General features: G+C 49.4%; 8 protein-coding genes. 5 read left to right on the top strand and 3 right to left on the bottom strand.

Going from position 1 to position 12,836, the window contains the following annotated elements; genetic code table 11:
• The first annotated feature begins 2 nt into the window (after positions 1-2).
• Positions 3-7,859 (top strand): S-layer homology domain-containing protein, encoded by a 7,857-nt coding sequence (locus ASG89_RS34075; protein WP_057315783.1) that lies wholly within the window; start codon positions 3-5, stop codon positions 7,857-7,859.
• A 67-nt stretch (positions 7,860-7,926) separates the two neighbouring features.
• Here the strand turns inward: ASG89_RS34075 and clpP are convergent, their stop codons facing one another.
• The 3 genes from clpP to ASG89_RS34060 all read right to left on the bottom strand — a co-directional run bounded on the left by clpP (position 7,927) and on the right by ASG89_RS34060 (position 9,571).
• On the bottom strand, positions 7,927-8,508 hold the full coding sequence (gene clpP / locus ASG89_RS34070) for an ATP-dependent Clp endopeptidase proteolytic subunit ClpP (RefSeq protein ID WP_057315782.1): 582 nt from the start codon (positions 8,506-8,508) through the stop codon (positions 7,927-7,929).
• Between the two features lie 138 nt (positions 8,509-8,646).
• The gene (locus ASG89_RS34065) at positions 8,647-8,964 is read right to left on the bottom strand and encodes a hypothetical protein (RefSeq protein ID WP_057315781.1); all 318 of its coding nucleotides are present in this window, start codon (positions 8,962-8,964) and stop codon (positions 8,647-8,649) included.
• A gap of 13 nt (positions 8,965-8,977) precedes the next feature.
• Complete coding sequence (locus ASG89_RS34060; protein WP_057315780.1) at positions 8,978-9,571, bottom strand: ArsR/SmtB family transcription factor; 594 nt, start codon at positions 9,569-9,571, stop codon at positions 8,978-8,980.
• A gap of 321 nt (positions 9,572-9,892) precedes the next feature.
• Between ASG89_RS34060 and ASG89_RS34055 the strand changes: the two genes are divergently transcribed.
• From ASG89_RS34055 to ASG89_RS34050, 4 genes are all read left to right on the top strand, one after another.
• Positions 9,893-10,912: a response regulator transcription factor gene (locus tag ASG89_RS34055; RefSeq protein WP_057315779.1), complete on the top strand. Its 1,020-nt coding sequence runs from the start codon at positions 9,893-9,895 to the stop codon at positions 10,910-10,912.
• Between the two features lie 165 nt (positions 10,913-11,077).
• On the top strand, positions 11,078-11,206 hold the full coding sequence (locus ASG89_RS38370) for a hypothetical protein (protein WP_268795701.1): 129 nt from the start codon (positions 11,078-11,080) through the stop codon (positions 11,204-11,206).
• A gap of 24 nt (positions 11,207-11,230) precedes the next feature.
• Positions 11,231-11,398, top strand: a complete 168-nt coding sequence (locus ASG89_RS36915) for a hypothetical protein (RefSeq protein ID WP_157276913.1) — start codon at positions 11,231-11,233, stop codon at positions 11,396-11,398.
• Positions 11,395-12,714: a sulfatase gene (locus tag ASG89_RS34050; protein WP_057315778.1), complete on the top strand. Its 1,320-nt coding sequence runs from the start codon at positions 11,395-11,397 to the stop codon at positions 12,712-12,714. Before ASG89_RS36915 ends, ASG89_RS34050 begins: the two co-directional genes overlap by 4 nt.
• Positions 12,715-12,836 lie beyond the last annotated feature (122 nt).

Raw genomic sequence — 12,836 nt, 5'->3', positions numbered from 1 at the left:
CGTTGAAGTGGCGAAAATGGAAGGAAAAGGTTGCAGCTAGTTTGATCGGAAGCTTGCTGTTTACTTCTGTTGCACAGGCTGTGCCGCTAGCAGCGGATGGATCGGACGCCGGGAAAATGGTAAGTCCCTCCGTCTCTGTTCCCCAAGAAGAGAAGCTGCCCGAATGGGCAAGCGCGTCCATCCGAGCGATGCTGGCCGAAGGCATCATGAAGGGGTATGAGGACGGGGCGTTCAGACCCAATCGACTCCTGACGAGAGCTGAGTTTGTCTCCATCACCAATCGCTTGGGCAAGGTGGTGTTCAGTGAGGATGGATCGGCGACGGCGGCTCTGTCCTACCGTGATGTAGGCAGTGAATGGTTCGCGGAGGATGTCTACTTGGCTTCGCGCCGAGGTTATGTGGAGGGCTTTCCAGATGGCAGCTTTCGGCCGGATGCTCCTGTCAATCGGCAGGAAGCGGCCGTGATGCTCAATAGGATCTTCAAGCTAGTGCCGCATGATAAGGTGAATTTCACTGATCTGGCGAAGATTCCTGAATGGGCTCAGAACGACGTGGCGGCATTAACGAGATCGGGATTAATTGAAGGCTTCCCGGACGGATCATTCGGAGGAGAGAAGCAGCTGACGCGGGCGGAAGCTGCCGTCTTATTTTCTAGAATCGGGACTTGGCACAAGCAGGAGGAGAAGAAGGAAGAAGAGAAAGAGCATCCTATTTCGCTGCATGTATCAGCTTCGAATGGTCAGCCCTTGTCGGGCGCTGCTGTCAGTGTACATGTGAAAGGAGAGCGCTCCATCCTGCGTTGGGGAAGAACGAACGAGCAAGGTCATTTCGAGGCTTCGCTCCCCTATGGTCAATATGAAGCAGCGGTTCAATCGGAGGGCTTAGCGACTCACCAGGCGTTCAATTTCAATGAGGAAACAGCCAACATCAATCTAACTGCCGAGAAGGCAGCTGTTTTCTCTGGGAAGCTGATCGATAAAGCGGGGCAGCCTAAAGCTGGCGTAGCGGTCTCTTTTACAACGAATCCTACCTTCTTTGCGTTGACACAAACTGACGGCAGTTTTAAGGCATACGTTCTACCAGAAAGAAATTATCACGCAGTCGTGATTGAGAGGACTAGTAGTCCTATGTTGACCTTATATAAAGATGCGATTCCAGATTCGCTGGCGAAATTGGGACAGAAGGAATCTAAGGAGTGCGGCTGCCGTCTGCAGGAACTGCATAAACCGTTGTCCGCTCCCAAATCAGGTGAAACAGCCGATATTGGAACTTGGTCTTTAGCTGATATCAACGCGCCGAGTACAACGGGCGGAGGCAATGGCGGTGGACAAAGCGGCGGCGGGAACGGCAACGGCAACAACGGAGGGAACGTTCCCGACCGGACAGCGCCGTCCGTTCCAACCCAATTGACAGCAAGATCGGGCAGTGATTCGGTGGGGCTGCAGTGGCAGTCTTCTCCAGAAACGGATGTGGCCGGTTACCTCGTTTACCGCTCTGAGAATGATGGAGGGAGTTGGTCGAGACTCCCGGAGACGGTGACACATTCACAATACACGGTAACACAGTTAACCTATGGAACGATCTATACGTTTGCCGTGAGTGCGATCGATCAGAACGGGAATGAGTCGGCCAAATCCGACCGAGTGCGGGCGAGCCTAATCCAAATCCCGGATACCGCGCCGCCTGCCGTCCCAATGGGGCTGTTGGTTTTGCCTAAAGAGAAGGAGGTTAACTTGCAATGGGACTCGGTTCATGATGCCGATTTGAGCAGTTACCATGTGTATATGTCCATCAATAAGGGACTTACCTGGGAGCATACCGGCACTTCGATCGCACCGTTCTATACGGTCACGCAATTGACCTACGGTCCTCTATATACATTTGCCGTTAGCGCCGTTGATTTGAGCGGTAATGAATCCAATAAGTCGACATCGGTCGATAGCTATTCACTTCCTCCTGTACCCGATGAATCGTCATACCCTGATCCGGCACCTACACCGATATCGTTAGCTGGGGAGGACACTTTTTCCACTAAAATGGCCTTCTTGTATGAAGGGAGCCAACCGATTCAAAAAGAGGTGGAACCAGGCGCGCTCGAGTCGCAAAGACTGGCGGTCTTAAAAGGAACTGTGCTGAATGAAGAGGGGCAGCCACTATCAGGTGTAAAGATAACGATACTTGATCATCCCGATTGGGGATATACAAGGACCCGCGCAGATGGGCATTTCGATTTAGCCGTCAACGGCGGGGGACACCTTATCGTGATATACGACAAAGACGGTTATATGAGCATTCAACGCAAAACGAATGTCCCCTGGGAAGACTACGTTATTCTTACCGACGTGACGTTAAAAGCCTACGATAGCAAGGTAACCTCCGTACAGCTGTCAGGCATGTCGACGGAGATCCAGGTGGCTCAAGGCAATCCTGTTAGCGATAACGACGGCAGCAGACAGGCGACGCTGCTTATTCTCCCGGAAACGACGGCTTATATGAAACTGCCGGATGGAACTACGCAGTCTCTCCCTCAGCTGCACGTTCGCGCAACCGAATATACAGTTGGAGATAAAGGACCTCAGGCGATGCCTGGAGATCTTCCTTCGTACGTTGGCTATACGTATGCGGTAGAGTTATCAGCCGATGAAGCTGTGGGGGCAGGCGCAACGGAAGTCCGATTTAGCCAACCTTTGTATACGTATGTGGATAACTTTCTTGGTTTTCCAGTGGGCGAAGTGGTGCCGTCAGGCTATTATGACCGTCAACTAGGCGAATGGGTGTCATCTACGAACGGCAAGATTATTCAAATTCTGCGTACGGAAGGCGGTATAGCTGCCATTGACTCGAATGGCGATGGTTTGACTGATGATGGGACGCAGTTGGCAACGATTGGCATGACTGCCGCGGAACAGATGAAATTGGCGGAGCTTTATCAAGATGGCAAGACGTTGTGGCGCGTGCCCATTGAGCATTTTACCCCGTGGGATTTCAATTGGCCTTATGGTCCGCCGAACGATGCGATATTGCCGCCTCATCTCAGACCGAATTATGACAACCCAGACATCAATGACAATTGCAAGAAGTCGGGCTCCATCATCGGATGCCAGGAGCAGACGCTTGGAGAGTCGATTCCCATCACGGGAACAAGTCTTACGCTTAATTATTATAGTCGGCGGGCAGAGGGCTACAAGAGCAAGTCAACGCTGGAAATTCCGGTCATTAACGGCCCATTGCCAGCATCACTGACAGGCATAAGCTTAGAAATCCATATCGCAGGCAAAAAAGTGACGCAATGGGTTTCCCTTTCTCAAGGAACGAAGCCAGTTTCTTTCAATTGGGATGGCAAGGATGCCTACGGGCGCCAGTTGATCGGCTCTCACTCTTATAAGGTCATCGTGAAGTATCATTACAGACCGCAATACTATGCTTCTTCTGCTGCTTTTGATAAAAGTTTTGGCCAGCCTGGTATGAAAGATAAAGGTGTCATGATCGGTCTAAATCGAACTGCTGCCACCCTATCGACAGAGAGGGAATGGAATGGGCTCGTAGAGAGTCCTGTCGATGTGTATCAGGAAATGGGGATTGCGGGTTGGAGTCTGGACGGACACGAAGCGTACAACAGTGAAACGGGGGCACTCTCTGAAGGAAGCGGATCTATGAGGTATCGGGACCAAGGAGAGTTAGCTGCGAAGCTGATTGATTTTAGGAGCACGGCCACAGGTGGCATCGGCTCGTCATACAAAATTTCGATTCCATCGGCAACGACAATAGGTCCGGATGGCGACATCTATGTGAATACGTATATGAATACGGCGCAAAATTATCCGAACAACGTGGAGACCCAAGTATTCCGAATGGAGGGGGACGGCAGCGATGCCCGAAATGTAACACCTGTTCAGGGACCCCTCCTGTTGAATGCGTTGATCGTCGATTCCGAAGGGACTTTATATGGCACGAGCTGGGGGACTTTCCGTATTTGGAGGAAAAAGACTTCCGAGACCAGTTGGGTACCGATTGCAGGAACTGGATCACAGGGTCAGGAATACAGCGAAATACCTAGCGGAATTCCAGCGCTTGAAGCGAATTTGCACAATCCTGTTAATCTGGCGATATCGCCAGACGGTTCGCTTTATTTTACCGATGGCTTCGCATTATGCAGGATTGATTCGGACGGTATGTTAACCTCCTATGGGGATAGAACGTGGAAGACAGGAAGTAATAACGGCGCTGACAGCGGGCCTTTCACGAAAGAAACGATCGGGGTCGTGGATGATGTGGTTACCGCGCCGGATGGTAGTCTATATGTGCTGGACACGGGAGGATGCTCGTTTTCGTACTGCGCCTTCACCCGTATTCGCAAAATATCGGTAGACGGATCCGTATCCCTGTTCGCAGGTGCGATGAATCCGGATATGGTCGTTAATTTCGTTAATGGGATGCCAGCTAAGGGAGCTACTTTCCGTACAGCAGGAAACCAATTGCATATAGACAACAAAGGGAACCTTATCTTTATGAGGGAAGCGGATAATGGAGATCGGCAGATTTGTCAAATTACACCAGAGGGAACCATTAGAGAGTTTGCATCCGATCAAATTCAACAGCTGAAACAGAAGGTGAAGGACGAAAATGGAACCTATTCGGGCTCTGTTTATATCAACATGCTAGCTGTAGGACCGCGAGGGGAGGTCATCGTTCAGGTGCAGCATAGCAAAAACCCGCCAGATTATTTCTCCCTGTACCGGATAGATTCTTCAGCGCAAGATGGTGTCACGGATGAAGCGGGGCTGATTCGATATGAATTCGATCCTCAAACAGGACGTCAGCTATCAACGAACAATGCACTGACAGGCAGCGTTGTATCCCAATTTGCCTATGATGACAGCGGCAGACTCACTAGGATGCTAGATCGGGTAGGGAACGCCCTGACGATTGAACGAAGCTCGGACGGAACCCCGACAGCGATTATCACATCAGGGGGGCAGCGCACAACCTTGCAGATACAGAATGGGCAGTTGATTCGTCTGTCGAATCCGCTAGGAGAGTCCTATCAGATGCAATACGATGCAACTGGGCTTCTGAAGCAGTTTACAGATCCGAATGGTCATGTTCGCAGGTATGGTTATGACTCGCAGGGATATCTGACCCGTGCCGAAAATCCGTTGGAAGGGGTGTCCACATTAGAGAGGACGAATATTCCGAACGGGTATAAGGTGACCTACACGAGGCCGGGAAATGAAATCACCTCCTTTGAAGTTTCGGAAAACAATGGGCAATTATTACGTGTCAGTACAGATTCAGCTGGAGCGAGAACCGTTTCGAAGCAACAAGCCGGAGGTGCTGAAGAGATTCAGTATCCGGATGGAACGCAAGTAGTGAAGCAGCTTGGGCTCGATCCAAGATGGGGCAGCGATGCGCCGCAGCTATCTAATCTTCTGGTGACGACACCGAGTGGCAGAGTGTGGAAGATGTCCGAATCCAGGAAAGTTAACTTGCGTGTAAAGCACGATCCGTACAGCGTCCAGTCGGTGGATATTGTCTATACCATGTCAGAGACCTCATCAGGTGGAACAAAGACATCAAGTTCCTCCGTGAAGTATGACGCGCTTGAGAAGAAGTTCATTGAAACGAGTGCGGAAGCGCAAGTAACGACGACCTATTTGGACGCGCTTGACCGTGTATGGAAAATCGAGGAGCCAGGCTCTGAACCTCTTCTGTATACGTATGACACCAAGGGGCTTCTGGTGAAGATTGAGCAAGGAGAGCAATTTTTAATTCACACGTATAACGATAAAAATCAATTGATCTCAACCAGTGACGCCACTGGTCTAACGAAACGGTTTACCTACGACGCAGCAGGTCGGGAAATAACGATTCAACTTCCAAGCGGTCAAATCATCGGTAAACAATACGATGCCGTCGGTAATGTAACCGCCATTGTGATGCCCGACGGAACTGTTTATGATCAAAGCTATGATGAGCTGGATAAGTTCAATGGGTTCTCTATGGCAGGAGGCGAATCAGCTGAGCTCCAAGTTGCGTTCACAACGTCCGGGAAGATGGAGAAATCCATACTGCCGGGAGGACGCCAAGTTAATTACGGCTATGACACGGTTGGACGGATTAACGGGTTAAGCGATCCAGATGTGCAAAGATTATTTTCCTATGCGGGCAATTTGGACCTCGTTTCTACCATGGAGAGCTTGCAGGCGGCCAATCCGGCGAACAGACAGTCGATTGCTTATACGTATGATGGCTCCGATGTCACGGGTATGAATTGGTTCGGCAAGGCGAACGGGCAGTTCGCTTACAAGTATGATGGTTATTCCAATCTCACGAATATCCGAATGACGGCTGGCGCCATAGCCAATAAGGATATTCCGTTATCTTGGGATAAAGACGGCAACCTGGCGAAGTTCGGTCCGTTTGCATTTAACCGGAATAGTCCTGGCAAACGCGTAGCCTCGATTGCCGATGGTACGATGGATATCGGCGTCAAGTATGATGCACAAGGTAGGATCAGTGAGCTGCTGTATATGTTGCAAGGCGAGGCCGTTTCGAAAGATGAACGCATCTATGATCTTAGCGGCAAGATGATCAGCCAGACGACGACCACATCAGAAGGCGTAGAGTCCGTCGATTATATCTTTGATCAAGACGGCCAGTTGCTGCATCTATCCAGGACGGATGCCCTCGGTACCACATTCACGGAAAATTATACGTATGATGTAAACCGCAACAGGGTGTCGCGGGAAGTAACGGGCTCGGCTTTGGAAACGAGCAGTTATGGTGATTACGATGCCATTATCCAATCTGGATCCACATCGTATCATTTTAATGCCGACGGCTATTTGACAAGCAAAGGCGACGACACGTTCCATTATGGTGCGAGAGGCGAGCTTCTAGAAGCGGTGGTTGATGGCCAGACGTTTACGTATACGTATGATGGGCTAGGCCGTAGGACGGCGAGAGATGTGCAGGGGAAGACAACGCAATATCTATACGGCAATCCACTTGCACCGCAAAGCTTAACGGCTGTGATCGGGGAGGATCAGTCGGTTACCACTTATTTTTATAACGAAAATGGGTTGCTGCTTGCCCTTGAACGAGACGGCGTTCGCTACTATGTCATTACGGATACGGTAGGGACACCGACGAAAGTTCTCAAAGGCGATAAGACGATTGTCAAAGAAATCCGCTATGACAGCTATGGTGTGTTGCTCGCTGATACGAATCCTTCTTTCGTTCTGGACATCGGGTTTGCAGGCGGATTGCACGATTCAGGCACGAAGCTAGTGCGCTTCGGGTTCCGTGACTATGATCCAGAAGCGGGCAGATGGACGGCGCGCGATCCGATCTTGTATGATTCCGGTCAAGCGAACCTATACAATTACGTGAATAACAATCCGATTCAGCTTCGCGATCCGTGCGGTTTGTTCTGCGTCGGTGCCAGCGCCTATGAAGGGGTTGGCGGAGGCGGGAAGTTCTGTATCACCGATGAAGGGGTCTCAGGTTGCGCAGAAGTTGGATTCGGTATTGGAACGAATGTGGAGGTTAATCCGGGAGAGGATCTTTCCAGTACAGGCATCTCAGCGGAGCTTTCATTAAAAGCAGCTTTTGGCCCGGTGTCTTATACGAACGGACTTAAGATTTCCAGCCAATTTAATGGCGATTGTCCGAAGTTTGATTTCATATCCAAAGCAAAAGCGGGTCCGTTTGGTGTTGATTTCATGAGTCCAAGCAAATCGGGCATTTCCAGCAAGTTTGAAAAAACAGACACGAAGATGGGAGACCTATTTAAAGGCTCCGGCTTCAAAGCGGAGGCAGCTTTGAAAACCAAGGGCTGCGCACAATATAAGTGGTAGATTGAAAGGGCTGTGTCGAAGGTCATAAAACGACCTTCGGAGCAGCCCTTAGCATGTTTTTGCGGATCTAAATCCGCTCAATTACCTTATCAATCAACCCATATGCGCGCGCATCCTCGGCTTCTAAGAAGTAATCGCGATCCGTATCCTGTTCGATTTTCTCGATCGGTTGCTTGGTCGTTTCGGCAAGAATGCGATTTAGAATGCTGCGAGTTTTGAGAATATGCTGAGTGCGAATTTGAATATCACTCGCTTGACCCTGTGTACCTCCCCAAGGTTGGTGGATCATGACTTCCGCATTAGGAAGGGCAAAACGTTTACCCGGAGCACCGGCTGATAGCAAAGTAGCGCCCATGGAGGCGGCCATACCTACGCAGATCGTGGAGACATCCGGTTTAATGAAGTTCATCGTGTCATAAATCGCAAGGCCAGCTGAGGTTGATCCGCCTGGTGAGTTGATGTAGAGCGAAATATCTTTCTCAGGGTCCTCTGCGGAAAGGAACAAAAGCTGGGCAATAATTGCATTCGCGACTTGATCATTTACCTCTGTACCCAGGAATATGATGCGGTCTTTCAGCAATCTGGAGTAAATATCGTACGAGCGCTCTCCGCGCGCGGTTTGTTCGACTACCATTGGTATGAAGCTCATGGAAATCATCCCTTCTATCATGGAAATGGGTTGAAATTTGGCTATATTTCTCCATAACGCTGTGAGAAGTCCTTGAAGGACGGCGTAGCTGTTTATTTTGCGAGGTTAAGGATTAACGTAATTAAATTGTTGAGCCAATTAAGCAGCTTTGCATTGAATCGTATTGATATTGACTGTAATCTTCTGTCCAAAACCAGACGAAACCATGACGAGTCGAATAGGTTCTTCACTTTCAAAAGTTGGGAACTCACGAACGGTAACGGTTGCTTCGGAATCTATGGATGCGGCGGCGTGGCGGCGATAAGAATCAATCGAAATGACCTTGCTCTTGGAGGAATCGCTTGAATGGGCAGGGGGCTGTTCCCAAGCAATGACAGGTGATACTGATAACGGAGTAGTATCCCGCTTGGGCAGACTTGCTTGTTTCTCATGTCCTTGCTCTTGCTCGTGACTCATGGTAAATACCTCCTCATTCCTTCGGTTTGGGGTAAATGGCTAGCAAAACATGATATGCTTCCTGGGTCTTATCCTGAACACCTGAGTAACGCTCCACTAACTGCTGGACCATCGTCGCATATTCCTCAATGAATGCTTGCCGCTGTTGCTCCGTGCATAGCCGAACTTGAAGCTGCAGCGTCGCACTTGGTATCTCTTCACCGACGTCAGACTGCTCCATGAGCAGCATAGCATCTCGTCGAATTCGCTCAGAGGTCGTCACGAGATGAGCGAGCGAGCTCTGATCCTTCAGCTTTTGCAAGGTTTCAGGCTTCATACTGAGAGATTCGGCCAGTACAAAGGTTTTGGCGATCGAACGATAGAGCACCTCGACCAGATTGCGTACTTGGCGTGTACCAACGCGCTGAACTAAGCCAGCTTTCTCCAACGCTTTCAGGTGATAGTTGATGCGTTGAGCCGTCTCGCCCAAGGTGCGGGCCACTTCCGCGGCGGATCCCGGCTCTAAGAGCTGAGCGATAATTTCTCCGCGAAGCGGGTTAAGCAGCACAGTTGCCTGCTCAGGGGACTCGATGTAGTAGCTGTCTTGGATCTCTTTGTCTTGTGGCATGGAGTGGATAGCCTCCGGTGTACAAATTATATGTTACGTACAAATATTTTATTACGTTGAGTTGGGAAAGTCAATGGGCGGGGAACAACAACTAGATATGATATATCGGGTGACAAATAAGTTTTGAAGTAGATAATAAAGTTTTGAAGTGACAAATAAAGATTTGAAATAACAAATAAAGTTTTGAAGTATCAGATAATGTTCTGATTGAAGTACTCCTAGTTTAAACATCGGTTGATGGCCCTGTCTGTATGGCGGTATGCTTTATTTACTTTGCCTAAAGGGTTATACTTATAGGAATGACCTCTAGGGGGGCTTTTAATGTACCATGTACTTGTAGCGGAAGACGAGCATTGGATTCGCAGTGGTATAGTGGAGATGGTTGACCGGATCGGCGGAGGATTCAAGGTAACGGGTGAAGCCGGTGATGGAGAAGAAGCTTGGAATTTGATTCAGGAGCTGTGTCCGACTGTACTGATCACGGATATTATGATGCCAAAGATGGACGGGCTTTCCTTAATCAAGAAGATAGACGAGATTAAATTTCCGCTTGTCAGCATTATTCTTAGCGGATATGATAATTTTTCTTATGCTCAGCAGGGGATTAGGTATGGGGTGTCCGAGTATTTGCTCAAACCGGTGAGAGAGGACGTGCTGAAGGAGGCGTTGGAGCGCTCTTTGCAAAGGCTCGAGAGGCTTAATCCTGCTCACGATCAGTTGATGAACATTCACAACTTTTTGGAGCGCATGCAGGAGATGGATGTACAGCAGCTTATGACAGATCAAGTCCAGCTAGTGCAATCCATTGTCAAGGACCCAAACAACCACCCAAGCTCCAGGCTTGGACTGCTTCGGATTTTTGCCGGTAAGTTGAACGATCTCCTCGAATATACGTATCCGGATTATGTGAAAACAGTTGCACCAATGGAGACTACGGAAGAGTTGCTCAAAAAGCAGATTCAAACCTTGATCGAAACCTGGTGCCAGTTTGGTCAGCTGCAACATAACAAGCGATCGTTCAGACTTGTGATTAAGAAAGCGTGCGATTTTGCGGAAAAAAACTATATGCAAGAGATCAGCTTATCGCAAATCTCTGACTATGTAGGGCTTAGCGTCTCCCATTTCAGCGCGCTCTTCAAGCAACACTCGGGCGACTCTTTCGTCAATTTCCTGAATAAAATCCGCATCGACAAAGCTAAGCAGCTGCTGCTGGAGCCCGATTTGAAAATATATCAGATCGCCGATATGGTGGGCTTTTCCTCAATGCCGTATTTTAATCGTGTTTTCAAAAATGTAACCGGACTCTCCCCGAACGAATATCGCAAAGGGATGGGCATCTGAAGCTTGAAAGCTATAACAGCCTGTTCAACCGGCAAATTGCCGGTGGACGGGTTTTTTGTCGTATCCCGATTGTATCGGAAATCAGAAAATTGTGTAAAGACATCCCTGGGCAGTTTCATTATGATGTAGCTATGAATCAATGATGAACTGGGAGCTATAAGAAGAGTGGCGCATACCAGTATTATTATTCGAGCCGAGCTGGAGCACAGCAAAATCATCTTCGGACAAGTAGCGGCTGCCATAAGTCAAGCCGGAGGAGATGTTACCTCGATCGATGTGATACGCCCGGGGTAAGAGTCTTCATTACGGGATATTACTGTGGATGCCCTGGATGCGGGTGAAGCGGCAGGCGTGTTTAGAGGCGTTCTGCAGACCGGAGAGGATGTCCAGAAAATGGCGCTGCGCCGCATCGTATTCGCGATGGCTAATCCTACGCCCGATGAAGCATATGGTGGGATCATATTTACTAGGAGGCAATCGCCATGAAAAACGTCATCATGATTACAACCGATCAACAAAAAGTAGATGCGATAGGCTGTGTTAATTCCAGCTATCACACACCGAACCTGGATAAACTGGTGGAACGAGGCGTACGGTTTACTGGCGTGATCTCGACGTCCGCCCAATGCTCACCTTCCAGGGCTAGCTGGATGACAGGGAAATTCCCTCATCAGGTAGGCGTCAACAATATCGGCCATGTTTTGGATCCACAGGAGTGGGGCATTGCCAAAGAATTTAACCGTGCCGGATATGAAACTGTTTATTTAGGAAAATGGCATTTAGGATTATCTCCCGCCCACCATGAGTTCCAAATTACCGATTATCGGACCGATGGCTTCGATTTGGGCGCTGCCAACCCGGAGCCGCGGTTTCATAGCCACAGAGATGCGCTGACGTCTACGAAAGCCCTCAACTATTTGGAAGATTATGAGGGGGACAAGCCGTTCTTTATGGCTGTCAATTGGTATATGCCGCATCCGAATACACCGGTAGACCCGCCTTTTGAGCTCATTCAGCAGTATGCGGCGCAGTTTCCGAAGTCTGAAATGCCTATTCCGAGCAGTTATTACGAGGACGACTTGTCGACGAAGCCGGAATTTCAACAGATACGGTCCCAGCAGGGTGAATCCGCTATGACGGAAGACATTGTCCGCAGAGATGCCCAGCACTACCGTTCCATGCTGAAGCTTATGGATGACAACTTGGGGCGCCTAGTGAGCAAGCTCGAAGCCAAAGGGATGCTGGAAAATACCGTAATCCTGTTTACGACAGATCATGGAGACATGCAGGGGGCACATCAATTGCGCCTGAAGGGCGTTCTCCCGTATAAGGAGCTGTATAACGTGCCTGTCATTTTGTATGCACCGGGAGAGCAAGCGGCTCGCACCGTCATACCAGACCTTGTCTCTAGCGCGGCTGTAACCGGTACGCTGCTCGATGCAGCAGGCATCCAGGTGCCGGTCGAATGCGAAGGCGGCTCACTGCTGCCGCATCTTCGACTCACTGAGCCTCCTGAGGAACAACTCGTTTTCTTCGAGCATTACAAGGCTTACTGGGGCTATCATCCTTTCCGTGCGGCCCAGACGCCGGAGTGGAAATATGTATACTACTACGAGGAAGACATGGAAGAGATTTACAACCTGCAGAACGATCCCGATGAATTGGTCAATCTAGCAGGGAGACCGGAAGCGGAAACAGCAAGGCAGTCTCTTCGCGGCGCTGTGGATCATTGGTGGGACATAACAGGCGGTTTGTCACATCCTGTGATTCAAGACAATGTTAACAAATGGGGCAAAGAATAGAGGAGACCAGAGAGGATGTTATCTTTACGGATGACATCCTTCTTTTGCTTTTTTATATAGGAAAAAAGGATATCCTAAGTCGATCAAGAACATGTACACGATGTTGAGCCTCAACTAATTCA

The sequence above is a fragment of the Paenibacillus sp. Soil766 genome, assembly GCF_001428105.1.
Classification (GTDB): Bacteria; Bacillota; Bacilli; order Paenibacillales; family NBRC-103111; genus Paenibacillus_E.
The sequence above is the reverse complement of the archived record's forward strand: the minus strand, read 5'-3'. Positions and strand labels throughout refer to the sequence as shown.

Bases quoted from the DNA above. Each gene is read 5' to 3' on its own strand.
- clpP (WP_057315782.1), bottom strand. From the start codon at position 8,508: ATGAGCTTCATACCAATGGTAGTCGAACAAACCGCGCGCGGAGAGCGC.
- ASG89_RS34065 (WP_057315781.1), bottom strand. From the start codon at position 8,964: ATGAGTCACGAGCAAGAGCAAGGACATGAGAAACAAGCAAGTCTGCCC.
- ASG89_RS34060 (WP_057315780.1), bottom strand. From the start codon at position 9,571: ATGCCACAAGACAAAGAGATCCAAGACAGCTACTACATCGAGTCCCCT.
- ASG89_RS34055 (WP_057315779.1), top strand. From the start codon at position 9,893: ATGTACCATGTACTTGTAGCGGAAGACGAGCATTGGATTCGCAGTGGT.
- ASG89_RS34050 (WP_057315778.1), top strand. From the start codon at position 11,395: ATGAAAAACGTCATCATGATTACAACCGATCAACAAAAAGTAGATGCG.